21 protein-coding genes are annotated in these 16,975 nt (G+C 57.2%); 1 reads left to right on the forward strand and 20 read right to left on the reverse strand.

What is annotated here, in order from left to right; translation table 11 throughout:
- Positions 1 to 9 precede the first annotated feature (9 nt).
- The 15 genes from fmt to D1841_RS03820 form a co-directional block, all read right to left on the reverse strand.
- On the reverse strand, positions 10 to 930 hold the full coding sequence (gene fmt, locus D1841_RS03750) for a methionyl-tRNA formyltransferase (RefSeq protein ID WP_160642098.1): 921 nt from the start codon (positions 928 to 930) through the stop codon (positions 10 to 12).
- 96 nt (positions 931 to 1,026) lie between these two features.
- Positions 1,027 to 1,512 carry a peptide deformylase gene (def, locus tag D1841_RS03755; RefSeq protein ID WP_160642053.1) on the reverse strand — a complete coding sequence of 162 codons (486 nt, stop codon included), beginning with the start codon at positions 1,510 to 1,512 and terminating at the stop codon, positions 1,027 to 1,029.
- Positions 1,513 to 1,553: 41 nt separating this feature from the next.
- Positions 1,554 to 4,010, reverse strand: a complete 2,457-nt coding sequence (gene priA, locus D1841_RS03760; protein WP_160642054.1) for a primosomal protein N' — start codon at positions 4,008 to 4,010, stop codon at positions 1,554 to 1,556.
- Entirely contained in the window at positions 4,007 to 4,213 is a 207-nt protein-coding gene (locus D1841_RS03765) for a DNA-directed RNA polymerase subunit omega (protein ID WP_160642055.1), read from the reverse strand. The genes priA and D1841_RS03765 overlap by 4 nt, the downstream gene beginning before the upstream one ends.
- Positions 4,206 to 4,823: a guanylate kinase gene (gmk, locus tag D1841_RS03770; protein WP_160642056.1), complete on the reverse strand. Its 618-nt coding sequence runs from the start codon at positions 4,821 to 4,823 to the stop codon at positions 4,206 to 4,208. The genes D1841_RS03765 and gmk overlap by 8 nt, the downstream gene beginning before the upstream one ends.
- 36 nt (positions 4,824 to 4,859) lie before the next feature.
- Entirely contained in the window at positions 4,860 to 5,126 is a 267-nt protein-coding gene (locus tag D1841_RS03775; protein WP_160642057.1) for a DUF370 domain-containing protein, read from the reverse strand.
- A 14-nt stretch (positions 5,127 to 5,140) separates the two neighbouring features.
- Complete coding sequence (locus tag D1841_RS03780; RefSeq protein WP_160642058.1) at positions 5,141 to 6,019, reverse strand: YicC/YloC family endoribonuclease; 879 nt, start codon at positions 6,017 to 6,019, stop codon at positions 5,141 to 5,143.
- A 211-nt stretch (positions 6,020 to 6,230) separates the two neighbouring features.
- Positions 6,231 to 6,617: a hypothetical protein gene (locus D1841_RS03785; protein ID WP_160642059.1), complete on the reverse strand. Its 387-nt coding sequence runs from the start codon at positions 6,615 to 6,617 to the stop codon at positions 6,231 to 6,233.
- Positions 6,614 to 7,357 carry a pseudouridine synthase gene (locus D1841_RS03790; RefSeq protein WP_160642060.1) on the reverse strand — a complete coding sequence of 248 codons (744 nt, stop codon included), beginning with the start codon at positions 7,355 to 7,357 and terminating at the stop codon, positions 6,614 to 6,616. Before D1841_RS03790 ends, D1841_RS03785 begins: the two co-directional genes overlap by 4 nt.
- 68 nt (positions 7,358 to 7,425) lie before the next feature.
- The gene (locus D1841_RS03795) at positions 7,426 to 8,574 is read right to left on the reverse strand and encodes a D-alanyl-D-alanine carboxypeptidase family protein (protein ID WP_160642061.1); all 1,149 of its coding nucleotides are present in this window, start codon (positions 8,572 to 8,574) and stop codon (positions 7,426 to 7,428) included.
- A 61-nt stretch (positions 8,575 to 8,635) separates the two neighbouring features.
- The gene (ytfJ, locus tag D1841_RS03800) at positions 8,636 to 9,082 is read right to left on the reverse strand and encodes a GerW family sporulation protein (protein WP_160642062.1); all 447 of its coding nucleotides are present in this window, start codon (positions 9,080 to 9,082) and stop codon (positions 8,636 to 8,638) included.
- Positions 9,083 to 9,097: 15 nt separating this feature from the next.
- On the reverse strand, positions 9,098 to 9,760 hold the full coding sequence (locus D1841_RS03805; RefSeq protein WP_160642063.1) for a hypothetical protein: 663 nt from the start codon (positions 9,758 to 9,760) through the stop codon (positions 9,098 to 9,100).
- 26 nt (positions 9,761 to 9,786) lie between these two features.
- Positions 9,787 to 10,350 (reverse strand): SMC-Scp complex subunit ScpB, encoded by a 564-nt coding sequence (gene scpB / locus D1841_RS03810; RefSeq protein WP_160642099.1) that lies wholly within the window; start codon positions 10,348 to 10,350, stop codon positions 9,787 to 9,789.
- Complete coding sequence (locus tag D1841_RS03815) at positions 10,347 to 11,072, reverse strand: ScpA family protein (protein WP_160642064.1); 726 nt, start codon at positions 11,070 to 11,072, stop codon at positions 10,347 to 10,349. Before D1841_RS03815 ends, scpB begins: the two co-directional genes overlap by 4 nt.
- Before the next feature lie 96 nt (positions 11,073 to 11,168).
- Positions 11,169 to 11,870, reverse strand: coding sequence for a site-2 protease family protein (locus tag D1841_RS03820; protein ID WP_237076183.1), 702 nt, complete (start codon positions 11,868 to 11,870; stop codon positions 11,169 to 11,171).
- Positions 11,871 to 12,151: 281 nt separating this feature from the next.
- Between D1841_RS03820 and D1841_RS03825 the strand changes: the two genes are divergently transcribed.
- A complete protein-coding gene (locus D1841_RS03825) occupies positions 12,152 to 13,210 on the forward strand; it encodes an acyltransferase (RefSeq protein ID WP_160642066.1) in 1,059 nt (352 codons plus the stop codon).
- Positions 13,211 to 13,256: 46 nt separating this feature from the next.
- On the opposite strand, the gene bcp is transcribed toward D1841_RS03825, so the two are convergent.
- The 5 genes from bcp to D1841_RS03850 form a co-directional block, all read right to left on the reverse strand.
- A complete protein-coding gene (gene bcp / locus D1841_RS03830; protein WP_160642067.1) occupies positions 13,257 to 13,721 on the reverse strand; it encodes a thioredoxin-dependent thiol peroxidase in 465 nt (154 codons plus the stop codon).
- A gap of 1 nt (position 13,722) precedes the next feature.
- A complete protein-coding gene (yaaA, locus tag D1841_RS03835; RefSeq protein ID WP_160642068.1) occupies positions 13,723 to 14,472 on the reverse strand; it encodes a peroxide stress protein YaaA in 750 nt (249 codons plus the stop codon).
- A 137-nt stretch (positions 14,473 to 14,609) separates the two neighbouring features.
- Positions 14,610 to 15,506 (reverse strand): hypothetical protein, encoded by an 897-nt coding sequence (locus D1841_RS03840; protein WP_160642069.1) that lies wholly within the window; start codon positions 15,504 to 15,506, stop codon positions 14,610 to 14,612.
- A 56-nt stretch (positions 15,507 to 15,562) separates the two neighbouring features.
- Complete coding sequence (locus D1841_RS03845; RefSeq protein ID WP_160642070.1) at positions 15,563 to 16,480, reverse strand: SPFH domain-containing protein; 918 nt, start codon at positions 16,478 to 16,480, stop codon at positions 15,563 to 15,565.
- A gap of 25 nt (positions 16,481 to 16,505) precedes the next feature.
- Positions 16,506 to 16,937, reverse strand: coding sequence for an NfeD family protein (locus D1841_RS03850; protein ID WP_160642071.1), 432 nt, complete (start codon positions 16,935 to 16,937; stop codon positions 16,506 to 16,508).
- Between the last annotated feature and the right edge of the window lie 38 nt (positions 16,938 to 16,975).

Below are 16,975 nucleotides of genomic sequence, written 5' to 3' on the forward strand. Positions count from 1 at the left end.
TTTCCTGCATTACATAAATTTTGCCCCAGCCTGCAGGGGGTGCCCCAGCAGATAGCTTTTCCCGGACATGCGCTTGCCCTCCGGGGTTTGCAGCTCCGTAATCCTCAGGGCCTTTTCCCCGCAGCACGCCAACAGCTCACCCTCTTCGCAGCGGGCCTCTCCCGGCGCGCCGGATGCTTCCGCCACCTGGGAGCCTAGCAGCTTCAAGCGCCTGCCCTCCAGCATGGCGGAGGTACAGGGCCAAGGGTTCAGGCCCCGGATGAGGTTGTGGATTTCTTCTGCCGGGCGGGACCAGTCTATCTGGGACAGCTCCTTTTGCAGCATGGGAGCCAGGGTGGCCTCCTCATGGTTTTGGGGGACAGGCCGCAGTTCCCCCTTTTCAAGCCCTGCAAGGGTTTCTCCCAGAAGCTGTGCGCCCATGTCCTTTAGGCGGTCGAAAAGCTGCCCGGCAGTTTCCTCCAGGCCAATGGCCGTCTCCCGGCTCAGGAGCATGTCCCCTGTGTCCACCCCGGCACCCATGAACATGGTGGTTACGCCGGTTGTCTGTTCCCCGTTTATTACGGCCCACTGGATGGGCGCGGCCCCCCGGTATTTAGGCAGCAGGGATCCGTGGACGTTGATGCAGCCTAAAGGCGGGATGTCCAGCACTGCCTGGGGCAGGATTTTCCCATAGGCCACCACCACAATGGCCTCCGGGGCCAGAGCGCGGATTTGCGCCTGCACTTCTTCCTTGCGCAGTGTGGCAGGCTGATACACTGGCAGGCTGTGCCGGAGGGCCAGCTCCTTCACAGGAGGAGGGGCCAGCTTATGGCCCCGGCCTTTGGGCTTGTCAGGCTGGGTGAACACAGCGCAGACCTCATCCTGCCTGTCTAAAAGCGCCTGCAGGGAGGGTACGGCAAAATCCGGCGTACCCATAAAAATAATCCGCATTTTCATCGCCATACGATAGGAAAGGCTTTTTCATGCAGCCTCCGGAAAGCCCTTGTTCCAGCCTTCCCTATCGCCCTTTCTCACTAAAAATTTTGTTCAGGTGTAATCCCCAGATTCCAGTTCCTCCTGGCTTAACATCCGCTCTGCCTTCTGGAGGAAAACCACGCCCTGGAGATGATCTATCTCGTGGCAGATGCACCGGGCCGTAAGCTCTTCCCCGGCAGTCTCGAACCAGTTGCCGTTCCTGTCCTGGGCGCGAACCTTCACCCGCATGGGCCGGTTTACCAGCGCCCATTGGTCAGGGAAAGAAAGACAGCCCTCAGCCCCGGACTGCTCCCCCTGCTGAGAGAGGATCTCCGGGTTGATAAGCTCCAAAGGCTCCTCGCCCTCCACCGCGTCTATAATGCAGATTTGACGCAGGATTCCTACCTGGGGCGCGGCAAGCCCTGCCCCCTGGGCGGCCTGCAGGGTTTCCTTCATGTCGTCTATAATCTGGTGCAGGCGGGCGTCGAATTTCTCCACCCGTCTGCAGGGTTTTGTGAGGATTTCATCTTCTTCGGTCACGATATTCCGTATTGCCATGAGTTTTCGTCCTTTCTGTTGATTCCGCTTCCCTCCTCCATTTACAGGACGCGGTTTGGATCCGGATCCGGATAGGCGGTAACCGTCCGGAATTCCCGCAGGGCCGCAAAGCCTGTCAGGCTGCGGGAAACAAGTTCCCGCAGGGGCGGAGCTGCGCGGCACTTGATAATCAGCTTATAGCGGTATTTTCCCCCCACCTTTGCCACTGCCGCCGGGGAAGGCCGCAGCACCCGCAGGGGCAGGCTTGGATATTCAGCGGCGGCAAGGCCTGTAAACAGGGAAAGAAACTGTTCCGCCCCAGCCTTTACCACAGATTCCCGCTCCCCCACAAAGCCGATTACCAAGAGATCTACAAAAGGGGGATATAATAGGGCCTTGCGGTACAGCAGCTCCCGCTTGAGAAAGCCGAAATAATCCTGTTCCTTTGCAAGGTGGAGCACCGGGTTTTCCGGCATCCAGGTCTGTATCACTGCCTTGCCGGGATATTTCCCCCGGCCTGCCCGGCCCACCACCTGGGTGAGCAGATCGAAGGTGCGCTCATTGCTGCGGAAATCGTCGCTATAAAGGGACTGATCGGCGGAGAGCACTCCCACCAATGTGACGTTTTCAAAGTCAAGGCCTTTTGCCACCATTTGGGTGCCCACCATCACCTGATAGTCTCCCCGGGCGAACTCCTCCAGCCGGCGCTCCAGGGAATACCGGGCGGCTACTGCGTCGGTGTCCAGCCGGAGCACCTTGGCTTCCGGCAGCAGGCCCTGAAGCTGTTCCTCCGCCCGCTGGGTGCCCAGCCCCCGGTATTGCAGGTTCTCCTTCCCGCAGGCTGGGCAGGCTTTGGGCATGGGGATGGAATAGCCGCAGTAATGGCACATCAGGCGGCGGTTGGCGCTGTGGAAGGTCATGGAAATGCTGCAATGGGGGCAGCGTATGACCTCCCTGCAGGAGGGGCAGGAGACAAAGGTATGATATCCCCGGCGGTTTAACAGCACAATGGACTGCCTGCCCGCCTGGAAATTTTCCTGCAAGGCCCGGGCCAGGGTTGGCCCGATGGCGGCGTCCTCCCCGGGCAGGGCCTCCTCGTTCATGTCCACCAGCTCCACCTCTGGAATCTGCGCCGGGCCAAAGCGCCCCTCTAATTGAAAGAAGCTGTATTTTTTCTGTTTTGCCAGAAAGCAGGCTTCCACTGAAGGGGTGGCGGAGGCCAGCAGGCACAGCCCCCGGTTTTGCAGGCAGCGGAACCGGGCCACCTCCCGGGCGTCAAACCGGGGGGATGCTTCCGACTTATAGGCAGGCTCCTGCTCCTCATCTATAACAACAAGCCCTAAGTCCTGCACCGGGGCGAACACAGCCGACCGGGTGCCCACCACCACAGAAGCTTCGCCCCGGCGGATGCGCTTCCACTCATCCATGCGCTCTCCCAGGGAAAGCCCGCTGTGCAGCACCGCCACCTGATCTCCAAAGGCACTGTGGAACTGGCGCAGGGCCTGGGCTGTCAGGGAGATTTCCGGCACCAGCACGATAACCCCCCGCCCCTGCTTCCGCACATGGCGGATAAGCTGGAGATAAACAGAGGTTTTCCCGCTGCCTGTAACGCCATACAGCAGGGCGCAGGGCTGAAAAGCCTCCTGCCTGCCTGCTTGCTCATAGGCCTTTATGAGGCCTTCCAACGCCTGCTGCTGGCTGGGGGAAAGGCAGGCCTCCCCCGCCTCCTGCCGGATGTCCCTGGAAAAGGCGGGGCGGCGGTACACCTCGTATTCAAACAGCTCTGCCGCACCTTTTTCTGCCAAGGCCCGCACCACCCCGGGGGACGCGCCTGTAAAATAGCACAGCTCCTTTTCAGAAGCTTCCCCTACATCTGTCAGCGTGTCATACACATCCCGCTGCCGGGGTGTCAGCTTTCCCTGAAAGCCAGGGTTTGCCCGCACCATTTTGGCAAGGCTGTCCTTCATGCGGCTGGCGGCCGTGTTCACTTTGCACACAGCTTCCCGGGCCAGGAGGGCCTGAAAATCCGGGCAGTCCTCTGTAATCCCCAGCTCTTTTGAGAGCTTTTCAAAGGGTACTGCCCGACCCGCCTTCTGCAGGGCCATAAGGATCTGCCAGCTTAAAGGGGAATAGCCCTCCCGGTCGAAATCCTTAAAGCCGGGAGCCAGCAGGAAGCTGTTCCGCACCCGCATCTGCAGCCCTGCCGGAATCATCAGCTTCACAGCCTCAAACAAAGTGCAGTAGGTGTGCCCCTGAAGCCATCTGGCAAGGTTCAGCAGTTCCTCTGAAAGCAGCGGCTCCCTGTCCAGCACCCGGCTTATTTCCTTCAGGCCAGGGGCCTCCTCCCCGTCCAGGGCGAAGATAACCCCCACCCTCTCCCGGCTACCCTGCCCAAAGGGCACCAGCACCCGCGTTCCTGGGAGGACCTGCTCCCGCAGGCTTTCCGGCAGGGAATAGGTGAACAGCCTGTCAAAGTGGTAGGCTGTTTTTTCCACCGCCACCTGGGCAAGGCTGCTCATTCTTCAAAGCTTTCCGGCTCAATAATATGGTATTTGTCCTGCACAAAGTCCTGCACCGCCAGGTCTACCGGCTTATCCGCCAGCATAGCGCCTTCCCGGTCGGCCTTTTCGGCAATTTCCCTGGCACGCTTTGCCACAGCAATCACCAGGGAATAGGCGCTGGTGTGGGGGGTTGTGATAATGTTTGCACTGGGTTTAAGCATTTGGATACACCCTTTCTATACAATCTCTGTTTCTCGCATATCTTCTCTTTTCCGCCCGCAGGATGGCCTGCACGTCTGCCACAGCGTCCTCCAGCCGGTCGTTGTACACAATATAGTCATACTCCCTGGCGCAGGGGATTTCCCTCTTTGCCGCCTCCAGCCGGCTTTGCACCACCTTATCCGCTTCGGTGCCGCGGCCCCGCAGGCGCTTTTCCAGCACCTCCATGGAAGGGGGCAGGATAAAGATGGAAACGCAGTCCGGGCAGAGCTTTTTAATCTGCGCCCCGCCCTGCACCTCAATTTCCAGCACTACGTCCCGGCCTTCCGTAAGCCAAGCCTCTACCGGGGCCTTGGGGGTGCCGTAATAGTTGCCCACATACTGGGCATACTCCAGCATTTCCCCTGCGCCAATCATTTTCTCAAAGTCCTCTTTGGTGGTGAAATAATACTGTTCCCCATGCACCTCCCCGGGCCTGGGTGCCCGGGTGGTGGCGGAAACAGACAGCCGCAGGTTTTCATCCTGGGCAAAAAGCTCTTTCAGCACTGTGCCCTTCCCGCCGCCTGACGGGGCGGAAATTACCAGCAGCAGCCCTCTCTCCTTACCTTCCATGCTTGCTCCTTTCTCCATGACAGCAGGGCTTTGTCCCTATGCTTCCTCCTCAGCGGCAGGCCCTTCCTCTTTGCCGTTAAAACGGCTGGAAATAGTTTCCGGCAGCAGCGCGGACAGCACCAGGCTGCCGCTGTCCATCACCAAAACGGCCTTGGTGCGCCTGCCGAAGGTGGCGTCTACAGCCACACCCTTTTCCTTTGCCTCCTGCACCATCCTTTTAATGGGGGCAGATTCCGGGCTGACCACCGCCACCACCCGCTGGGCGGAAACCATGTTGCCAAAACCAATATTGATAAGCTTCATGCCTTTCCTCCCCGCTACTCCACGTTCTGCACCTGTTCCCGGATTTTCTCAATTTCCGACTTAATGTCCACCACCAGATGGGCAATCTCCGGGTTCAGGGATTTAGAGCCTATGGTGTTTACCTCCCGGTTCATTTCCTGCACCAGAAAGTCAATTTTCCTGCCTGTAGGGCCGCCCGCCTCCAGCAGCCCCCGAAGCTGCCCGAAGTGGCTGCGCAGGCGCACTGTCTCCTCGTCTATGGCCACCTTGTCCGCAAACACAGCCACCTCCGTCAGCACCCGCTGCTCGTCCAGGCGGCTGTCCCCGATAAGCTCTGTAATCCGGGCCTGCAGCCGCTCCTGATACTGCCGCACTGTCTCCGGGGTGCGGGACTCAATCTCCTGCACCAGCGAGAGAATCGCCTCCGCCTTTTCCTTAATATCCTTCTCCAGCCGCCTGCCCTCTGTCTCCCGCATCTGCAAAAGGGACGCCACCGCAGGCTCTGCCACCTCCTGCACAGCCTGCCATAAAGCTTCCTCATCCTCCGGCGCCTTGCGCACAGAAAAAATATCCGCATACCGGGTTAAAAGAGGCAAATCTACCTCTCCCGGCAGGCCATAGCGCTCTTTAACCTCCCGCAGAGCGTTTACGTAAGCCCCTGCCAAGGCATGGTTCACCTCCACCTGGGTGCCGGCGCTTTCCAGGTTTTCCACTTGCAGGAACACGTCTATTTTGCCCCGGGCCATTCTTTCCTGCAGATAGGCTTTCAGACGCTCCTCCAAAAACAGACAGCCCCGGGTTATGCGGGCGTTGCACTCGAAATATTTGTGGTTCACGCTTTTCACCTCGAACACAATGTGCCGCCCGTTTACTGTGCCCTCGCCGCGCCCGTATCCTGTCATACTTTTCAGCATACTAAAAACCATCCCTGTCCCAACATCCCTGCCCGCGTCCCGTGGCCTGGGATGTATATTTTATCTTGCTTGGGAGAAAATATCCCACTCTAAGAAATTTTACCATTTCTCCCTGTGCAATGCAACTGCTTTTCCTTTATTTCATAGATTCTTCATAAAAACTGCGGCTTCCATACAGGCAGCCGCAGGCGTTTAGACGGGGAAATACCTCTTATTCGTATTTTACAATCAAACTCATAGGCCCGAAAGAGTGGGCATCATCGGTTTCAAAGCCCCTGGCCTGAAAGAAGCCGAAGAAATCCGGGAAGGCTGTTTCAATTTTCCCTGCCCCAAAGGTTTCCCCGTAAGAGGCCGCAGAGCGCATAAGGGTGTCCAGAATGAAGATCTGTTCCCCCTGGGGCTTCTGGCTGCTGTCCCAGCCTGCCGCTTCCAGTTTTAAAATCCGCAGGGTGTCTTCCCAAAGCTCCACTGCCGCATGGCCTAAAGGCTCCCCCTTGTCTTTCATCAGCAGTACGCGGGCTTCCCCGCCGGACAGGGGCAGCCTCTCTAAAAGGGAGCGCTCCTTTTCCCTGTCCTCCATAGGCAGAATCTCTATCATTTCCGTTTTCCTCCCTTTTTCGCTTCCGCTATAATGCCCCGCACTTCCTCATGGGTCAGTTCCCGGTATTTCCCCTGAGGAAGCATTCCCAGCCGCACAGGACCCATGGCAATGCGCTTAAGCCTTGCCACCTCCAGCCCCAAGGCTTCGCACATCCGGCGTATTTCCCGGTTGCGCCCTTCGTACAGCACAATTTCCACCACAGCCCGGCCCCGCTGCTCCTCCAGCACCCGCACCTTTGCCGGAGCCGTCATTTTTCCGTCCAGCTCAATGCCTGTGCTCAGGCGGTTTAGCTGTTCCTCCGTCACGCCGGGGCGCAGGGTGACCCGGTAGGTTTTCGCCACGTGGCCGCTGGGATGGGCGCAGAGATTGGCGAATTCCCCGTCATTGGTCAGCAGCAGAAGGCCTTCCGAGTCCTTGTCCAGCCTGCCCACCGGGTACACCCGGCAGCCTGCGTCCGCCACAAGCTGTGCCACGCACCTGCGCCCCCGTTCGTCCGCCATGGTGGTGACAAAGCCCCGGGGTTTGTGCAGCGCCAGATACACGCGGCCTTCCCCTTCCCGGGGAAGCCGCTGGCCATCCACTGCGATGATGTCTTTCCCCGGAACGGCCCCGTCCCCCAGCTTTACAGGCCTGCCGTTTACCTGTACCCGGCCTGCCTGTATCATTTCCTCTGCTTTCCGCCTGGAACACACGCCCCGCTGGGCCAAAAGCTTCTGCACCCTTATTTTTTCCGCCATTTTCCATATCCGCAGCCAGAGCCTCTCTCCGCTCCCATGCCGCCCTTTCCTTTATTTTTTACAGTGCCTTATGCCCATTCCCAGTGGAAAAGCCGCTGCCAGAAGCCGGGTTCTTTCTTTTCCGCTGCCGGGACGCTTTCCGCCGCCACAACAGGCAGGCTGTAAATTTCCTTTCCACCTACAAAATACTGCACCTGCCCCACCTTGTCCCCAGCGCGCACCGGGGCATAGAGGAATTTCGGCAACAGCACCCGGCGCTCAATCCGTTCCGCGTCCACAGCCGGCAGGGAGCGTATTTCCCCGGCAGCGCCCTGCACCTGGACGCTGTCAAGGCTTCCCCCTGCCAAAGGCACCTGGGCCGTCACCTGGGCGCCGTCAAAGGCTACGCTTTGCATCATGGAAAAGCCATAGTCCAAAAGGGCTGTATGGTCATCCCAGTCATCCGGAGCGTTCAGGGTAACGGCAATTAAGGTGGCGCCCTCCCGCCGGGCAGCGGACACAAGGCACCGGCCCGCCTTTTTGGTAAAGCCGGTTTTCACGCCAATGCAGCCCTCATAAAGCTGCAAAAGCTTATTGTGGTTGGTGTAGGAAACCGTCCCCGCCGGATCTAAAAACTCCACCTGCCGGGTAAAGCACTTGACGATATCCTCAAAATCCTGGTTTTCCAGGGCAGTCTTTGTAAGCAGGGCCATGTCGTAGGCTGTGGAAAAATGGGCCTCGTCGTCCAGCCCCGAAGGGGTAACAAAATGGGTATCCTTCATGCCGATTTCCACGGCCCGCTCATTCATAAGCGCCCCGAAGCCCTCCTGGGAGCCTGAAAGGAACAGGGCGCAGGCATTGGCTGCGTCATTGCCGGAGGCCAGCATCATCCCCGCCGTAAGCTCGGAAAGACGCAGGCGGTTCCCCGCCTGCAGGCCCATGGAGGAGCCTTCCACTGCCACCATTTCCTCGGTAATATCCACCACCGGATCCCCCGCCCGGGCCGACTCCTCTAAAGCCAGCAGCGCCGTCATAATCTTTGTGGTGCTGGCCATGGCATGGCGCTCATAGGCGTTTTTTTCATAGAGCACCGTTCCCGTTTCCCCGGAAATCAGCACCGCGCATTCCGCGGAAACCCCTGGCTCCGCCCCCTGGGCAAGGCTTGGAAACGCCCACAGAAGCCCTGCTGCCAGCAGGGCTGCAAAGCACTGCCTGCCCCGTTTGGTAAAACTGTTCACATCACATCACCCCGTCTGCTTTTTCCATACAGCCTATGCAGACGGGCCTTGTTCTATGCAGTCAAGCCTGCTCCTCCGGCTCTCCGGAAGCTTTCCCTGCCGGGGCAGGGGTTTCCTCCGCGCTTGCAGCTTCTTCCTCTTTCTTTTTGAACAGGGAGGTAAGCTGGTCGATCACCTGGGGCACCTTTTCCAGCGCCCTGTCCACAGGGCTGAAATAAGGTTCGATTTGCAGCACCCGCACATTCCCGTTGGAGATGGACAAAAAAGCCACCGGGCTTACGGTTATCCCCGCGCCGCCGCCCCCGGCAAAAAGCCCTGCGCCGGGCTGGGCCTTGGAGGGCAGATCGGAGCCGCCGGAAGCGAAGCCGTAGCTAATGCGGGAGATAGGGATAATCACTGTGCCGTCCGGGGTGGTGACGGGCTTGCCAATCACCGTGTCCGCGTCCACCATTTCCTTGATTTTGTCCATGGTTACGCCCATCAGCCGGTTTACCTGGTTGTCACTCATATGCATACATTCCTTTCAAGTGGTTTTCTTATCAGCTTTTACACTGCGGGGTTTGCTTTTGGATTTAGGCCCTGCCCGCAGCTTGCGCAGCAGGGGAATGGCGCTCCACAAAACCTTCAGAGCCATATGCAGGGCAAAGATGGGCCGCAGGGAAAGGCAGGCGGAAAAGTCCACCCGGTTTTCAGCGGCGCTGTAATCCAGATCCACTGTAACGCCTTTCTTTTTGCAGGGCATCAGGGAAAACAGCAGGCCGCAGGCCCCGTAAACCCCGGCGCTTAGCTGCCCGTAGCGCACAGCGGCGTCTGCCGCGTCATAAGACCCGGCAAGGCACAGGTACAAATCAAACTGCCTGAGCTTCAGATGGGAAAGAAGCCTGCCTGTGGCCCGGGACGCCGCCCCGATGAAATCTGCCAGGGCCTGCAAAAACCCCCAGAAGCCCTCCCGCTTCAGGGCCTGCTTCAGCCTGCCCGGGCCTTCCTTTTTTGCAGGGGGCGTTTTTTCTTCCTCCTGCGGCTTTTCCGTTTCCTCCTCCCCCTCCAGGGGGATGGGGATACGCAGCGGCCCATACCCTATCACCAGCAGGAAGGCTTCCCGGAAGGCCAGCTCCACCCGCACCGGGATAAGCAGCAGCAAAAGCAGCACCAGCAGGATACTCCCTAGGATATAAAGCGCCAGCAAGTGACTCCCCCCTTCCCATTCAGATCTTACAGCGATAGCTGCACCGGATCAGGCTCCTCCTCAGCTTCCTCCTGTTCCTCCCCGCTGCCGGGCGGGGGCAGCTCGTCTATGGAGGAAAGCTGGAAGCACCGCAAAAAATTTTCCGTGGTGCCGTACAGCAGGGGCCTGCCGGGAAGCTCCAGCCTTCCCCGCTCCTCCAAAAGCCCTTTTTGCACCAGACTTCCCAGCACACCGGAGCAGTCCACCCCCCGCACCTGCTCCACAAAGGCTTTCGTCACAGGCTGGTTGTAGGCCACCACTGCCAGCACCTCCAGGGCGGCCTGGGAAAGGGGCGTGTTCCGCTTTAAGTCCAGCACCCCCCGCACCGGCTCGATAAAAGCCGGGTTGGTGGTAAACTGGGCGCTGTCCCCTAAAAACAGCAGGTGTATGCCGCTTTCCGGGGTATTATATTTTTTCTGCATCTGCTGCACAGCCTCTTCCACTACATAGGTGCGCACCCCTAGCACCTGGGCAATGCGCTCCAGGGCCACAGCTTCGCCCCCCGCAAAGAGGATGGCCTCAATTTTTCCAAATAATTCCGTTTCCTTCAGCTTTCTTCCCCTCCCTGCCTTTTCTCCCGCAAAAGCCGTACGGGGCTGTCCTCCCTGTCCCCTTCAATGCGGATGCGCCGGCTTTTCACCAGCTCCAGCACCGCCAAAAACAGGGCCACCCGCTCGCTTCTGTCCCTCTTCCCGGCAAAAAGCCCCTGGAAGGTAACGTGCTGCCCCTTCCACAGGCGACGCAGGATGAACACAGCCTGGCTTGCCACTGACACAATCTTCCGGGAAACCAGCGCCGAAAAGCTTTCAGGCTTAGGGGGCAGCAGGCTCCTGCCTTTGCCCCAGGCCGCCTGCAAAGCCTGCAGCAGTTCCCGGGGCTGGTGGATTCGTTTATAAAGGTTGTCTGCCGGAAGGGGCATGGGGGCGCGCACCAGGCTGTCAAAGCTGGCCTGTTCCCCCAGCCGCTGGGCCGCAGCCTTGCACTGCTGGTATTCCAGCAACTGTCCCGTAAGTTCCAGGCGGGGATCCTCCTCTTCTTCCCGCTTGGGCAGCAGGGAGACGGTTTTGATATGCACCAGCCTTGCCGCCATCTCTAAAAACTCGCTGGCAATATCCAGGTTTTCCTCCCGCATCAGCTCAATCTGCTCCATATACTGCTCCAGAAGCTCGGCGATGGGGATATCGTAAATATCTATTTTGTTTTTGGAGATAAGGGCCAGGAGCAAATCCAGGGGGCCTTCAAACACCTCCAGCTTATATTGCAGCTTGTCCATTTTACTTGCCATCCAGGGTACAGGATACGCGCGAAAAAGAGTGAAATACCTGCTTTTCGTACCCGGCACCGTTCCTTTTTTCCTTAATTTTTCACGTTACAGGCCAAAAAGCCCAAAGGGCAGCCCCGCAACGCGGAATATCACATTGGCTACCGCCTGCTGGGCCATGGAAAAAGGCCCGGAAAGCTTGCCGGATACCAGCAGGATCATAAGGATGAAAGAAAGGGCCTGCTGGTTCTTATAAAAAGCGGCAAGGGCGCGATCGCTTAAAAACATGCCCACAATGCGGGAGCCGTCTAAAGGCGGGACAGGCACCAGGTTAAAGACCGCCAGGGAGATATTTACCACCACGTAGTAATAGAGGACTTGGAAAATAAAATACGTGGCGGCGTTAAACCCATGGCGGGCAGACCCCGCCGCCATGCCTGTGGCAAGGAAAGCCCCTAAAAGCGCTGCCAGCAGGTTGGAAAGAGGGCCTGCCAGGGCTGTAAGGGCCATGCCTCTTTTGGGGGTTTTGAAATACCGGGGGTTTACGGGAACGGGCTTGGCCCAGCCAAAGCCTACCAGCAGGATGGCCAAGGCCCCTAAAGGATCCAGGCTTTTAAAAGGGTTCAGGGTAAGCCGCCCCGCGTTTTTCGCTGTGGGATCCCCCAGCTTGCAAGCCACCCAGCCATGGGCGAACTCGTGCAGGGGCAGCACGCACAGCACCACAAACCCTACGGAAAGCACCTGGGCCAGAGCCTGCCCCCAGTCCACGCCCCGGCCGTCGGAAAGGCTTTGTATCACATTTATCAGCATTCTGCAGTTCTCCTTTTTCTCTTTGCAGGATTTTCCTGCCCCTCTATTATAATACGGTTTTGAAAAAGCCGCAAGGGGAGAATCACAGGGAATGCCTGTTCCAAAGAATTTAGGCATTCCCTTTATCGCATATTTTCCTCTCTAAACGCAAAAGGCTTGACAAAAAATGGCAGGCATGTTATCGTTTTTATTGATAAAACAAGTATATCATAATGAGGAAAGGGCTCTTTCCTCATTTAGTGGGATATCCCACTAAAAAATTTTTTCGAGGTGAGAGAGCTATGCAGGAAAAAAAGGCCTATCTTGAATGTATGCGGATACTTGCCTGCTTCCTGGTGTTTGTCAACCACACCAACAGTTCCATTTTCCTGGACACCTCCCCTTCCCCCACCTGGTTCCTTTCCGTAGCGTATTTCTTTGCCAGCAAGACGGCAGTTCCCCTGTTCCTGCTGGTTTCCGGCGCTTTGCTGCTGGAAAAAAGCGACACTCCGGAAAAATCCGCGCAAAGGCTTCTGCGCACAGGGCTGGTGCTTTTTGTTTTCTCCACAGGATACTATTTCTTTTATGCCTGGCGCAAGGGCACTCCCCTGGGCCTGCGGGACTTTCTGGGAAAACTGCTGCATGGCAATATCACCAACGCCTTTTGGTATCTGTATCTTTACCTTGCCATTCTTTGCACACTGCCGGCTTTGCAGTGTATGGCAAAAGCACTGGACAGGCGCGTCCTGCAATGGATCCTGGTTTTGTCTGTAGGGGTGTTGGGTGCTGTGCCTGTAGCACAGATCTTCCTTCCGGAGTTTTATCTCTCTCCCCGCTTCTCTCAAGGGCTGTTCAGCCCGTTTTTGGGCATGGTGCTGTGGGGCTATGCCATAGAGCGGTATATGCCTGTTACAAAGGCCAGGGCAGGCATTGCCGGAGCCTTGTTTTTGCTGCTCACTGCCCTGCAAACAATTGCCACCTATAAGCTCTTTCAACAAAACCCCCAAAACTATCTGGTTTTGGACAACGCAACCTACCTGCCCATTTCCGCCTCGGCAGCTTGCCTGTATATCATCATAAAATACGCATACACCCAGTTTCCCCTGCCGGAAAAAGTACAAAAAAGCGTTTGGGGCCTTGGCAGGCTCACCTTCGGCTGCTATCTGCTGGGAGACGCCGCTATAAACCTGACAAAGCCCCTTTTTACCTTTCTCAAAAAATACTTGCACCCCCTGCCCGCCGTATTCCTCTGGGAACTGGTATTGTTTGCTTCCTGCGCCGCAGTGGTGTTCCTGTGGAAATGGTGCTGGGCGCAAAGGCGCACAAAGCGCGCGCTGGGAGGCAGAAAGAAGGCCCCGTAAAAGCATGGGGCCTTCTTTCTATGTCTAAAACGCAAGGTTATGGGAATTACTCCGCCTGCCTGAGATACTCCAGAATCTCCGCCGCGTTGGTGTCCGGCTTCACCTTGGGCATCACTTTTTCAATGTTGCCATTTTCGTCAATGACAAAGGTGGAGCGCACCACGCCCATGCTCACCTTGCCATAGTTTTTCTTCTCCTGCCACACGCCATAGGCCTGGATGGCGGCAAGCTCCGGGTCAGAGAGCAGGATAAAGGGCAAGTCATTTTTCGCGGCAAACTTCTGGTGGGATGCCACAGAGTCCTTGCTGATGCCAATGACCACAGCGTTCATTTTTTGAAAGTCCTCATAAGCCGCCCCAAAGGCACAGGCCTGACGGGTGCAGCCGGGAGTGTTGTCCCGGGGATAAAAATACAGCACTACCTTTTGGCCCGCAAAACCGGACAGGGAAACCATATTGCCGTCCTTATCGGGCAGCGTAAATTCCGGGGCTTTCATTCCAGTTTCCAGCATTTCAGCGTCCTCCTTCAATAAACACAAATTGATTTTCTGTTGATAATCCTGCCTCAAAGCGATATCCCAAGTCGGAAAAGGCCTGAAGTTGTTCCCGCTTTTCTATGCGGTTTTCTGCCAGCCACCGCACCATCTGCCCCCGGGCCATTTTACATCTGGTGCCCTTTTCCAAAACTTTTCCATCCTTCCGCTGGCCGAACACACAGGTGAGCACATCCACCGCGGAAGGCAGATGGGGCAGCACAGCCCGGCTGTACTCCTTTGAAGCCAGGTTCACTATAAAATCCGTCTCCGCCGCCAGCGCTTCCGCCAGCCTGCCGCCCCAAAAGGCATAGAGGTTCCTGAACCCCTCCAACGGCAGCCTGGCCTGCATTTCCAGCCGATACGGCGTTACACCGTCAAAAGGGCGCAGAACGCCGTAAAATCCGGATAAAATCCGCACATGCTCCTGCAAATATGCCAGTTGTTCTGCTTCCATCACGCCAGGGGCCATATATTGGTACTGGATGCCTTCATAAGACAAAACCGCAGGGGTAAGCCCCTGCCGCAAATCCATATGGCGCAGGCGCCCCACATTTAATTTGGCAATGGCATCATTGCACTTCCAAAGCTTTTGCAGTTCCCCGGGAGGCATAGCCCGCATCGCCTTTAAAATCTGCCCGGCCTGGGGCAGGAACCGGGGCAGGCCCGACACAGGGAAGCTGTCTGTGTCCATGTTCATCTTCTTTGCGGGGGAAATGATTACGCGCATAGGGATCACCTGCTTTCTCCATTCCCTGTCCGTCCCCTGCCGCAGAAAAGGCCTGGTTGTCCGCCAGGCCCCTTTTCCGTTCTTATTTCTCTGCCAGCCCTTCCAGGGTACGCCCGTCCTAAAGTTTCTTCGTTTATTTACTTTTGGACAACAGCGGAAAAAATATAACCGTTGCCGCCATCGCCTATCAAATACGTTATGCCATTAACAGTCTTGTTAAACCCGCCGCCAGAGATTCCCTGCGCCGCCATGGTTCTGGCTTCATCCTCTGAAAGGGATGGATCAAGCGTCCGGATAAAAGCAATAGACCCTGCAACGATCCCGGCTGCCCCAGTGGGGTTATTGTGCCCGACTATGATAGAAGCCTCCACAACCTTCCCTTTTTCCGCATTCAGATTCACTATACAGCCCCAGGGATCCTCTTTATCAAAAGATGGTTTATGGATAATATAATATTGTGTGGATCCGTCCTGGGTTTTCATCCCCATTTCCTTGTCCGTCACAATTTCAAAATCCGTTTCCAGCAGCTTTTGCGCCTTGCCAATAAACTTTGCTTCAGTATTGCCGCCCCCGGAGGTTATCCCGGCAATGCCCAGCAGCACAATGATAAGAACCGCCACAACGCCAAAAGCAACCAGTGTCTTTTTACTGAATTTTGCCTTTTTTATAGCAGCGGCGCCTTCCCCTGCCTGGGCGGCGGCATACACCCGCTGGGCCTGCTCTGCCGTTTCCGCCACTGCCTCGCTGACGGCCTGCTGGGCCTCCTGCACAGCGGCTCCGGCGGCAGCTTTAGCCTTTTGGGCGGTTTCACTGTTCAAGGCCTCCTGGGCTTTCTGGGCAGCGGCTCCCGCCACCTCCCTGGCCTTTTCCTTAGCTTTCTGGGCCGCTTCGCTGCTCCAGGCCTCCTGGGCTTTCTGGGCAGCGCTTTCCGCCATCTCCCTTGCCTTTTCTTTCGCCTTCTGGGCTGTCTCGCTGCCCATAGCCTCTTGGGCCTTTTGGCTCATTTTCGATAAAAAGTCCTGCTTCTCTTCCACAATTCTCCACTCCTGCTTCCGGATAAATTAAGCTTTGGCTTTCCGTTTCCCCAGCCTTATTTCTCCACCAATTCCTTTAGGGTGGTGGCAAGGCCAGCCAGCCCCTGGACATTGGAGGGGATGATGATTTTGGTTGCTTTGCCGTCCGCCGCCTTGCCGAAAGCTTCCAGGCTCTTGAGGGCAATCACCTGCTCGCTGGGGGCGGCTTCATTCATCAGCTTGATGGCGTCTGCCAAAGCGCGCTGCACGGAAAGAATGGCCTCGGCCTCGCCTTGGGCCTCCCGGATTTTTGTCTCCTTCACAGCTTCGGCCCGCAGCACGGCAGACTCCTTCTGTCCCTCCGCAATGAGGATGGCGCTGCGCTTCTCGCCCTCCGCGTCCAGAATCTTCGCCCGGCGCTCCCGCTCTGCTTTCATCTGCTTCTCCATGGAATCCTGGATTTCCGCAGGCGGGATGATGTTTTTCAGCTCCACCCGGTTGACCTTAATGCCCCAGGCGTCAGTGGCCTCGTCCAGAATTACCCGGATTTTCGAGTTTATCACATCCCGGGAGGTAAGGGTGTGATCCAGCTCCATGTCGCCGATAATGTTGCGCAGGGTGGTAGCGCTCAGATTCTCAATGGCGGACAGGGGGCTTTCCACGCCATAGGCATACAGCTTGGGATCGGTAATCTGGAAATACACCACCGTGTCAATCTGCATGGTGACATTGTCTTTGGTGATAACCGGCTGGGGCGGGAAGTCGATAACCTGCTCCTTCAGGCTCACCTTTTTGGCAACGCGGTCTAAAAAGGGGATTTTAAAGTGCAGGCCCGTCCCCCAGGAAGCGTGAAACGCGCCCAGCCGCTCCACTACATAGGCGTGGGCCTGGGGCACAACTTTGATGTTGGAAATAATGACAGCCAGCACGAAAACAGCCAGCACAATCCAGCCTAAAGAACCAGCGAGCTGTTCCAGATAAATCAAACCTTCCATAAAAATGCTCCTCTCCAAATCGTGTTTATTCCTTGGGGGCAACGATAAGCTTCACGCCCTCAATGCGCTCCACCGTCACCTGCTCCCCAGCAGGGATTTTTTCCTGCGGCCGCGCGCTGCGGGCAGCCCAGCTATTGCCCAGCACAGACACGCGCCCTTGGGCAAGCAGGTTGTCAATGTCTTCGGTGACAACCCCCTGGGCGCCCAGCACCCGGTCGGCATTGGTGCCCACAGGCTCCGGCTTTTGCAGGCGCTTTGCCAAAGGCCGGGTGAAAACCAGCGCCAGGCAGGACAGTGCCAAAAACAGCGCTATTTGCAGCCACACAGCCCCTCCTGCCAACGCGCAGATAAGGGCAGCCAGGCCCCCGGGCACGAACCAAATGGATACCAGCGCCGGCACAGCAGCCTCCACCACTGCCGCCACGATGGTTATCCCAAGCCATATACCTGTCATCATACCGAACCCCCTTCTTTTGCGGCAAAAATTTTTCAGTT

The organism is Neglectibacter sp. X4 (assembly GCF_009917365.1).
In the GTDB taxonomy this organism is placed as follows: domain Bacteria; phylum Bacillota; class Clostridia; order Oscillospirales; family Acutalibacteraceae; genus Acutalibacter.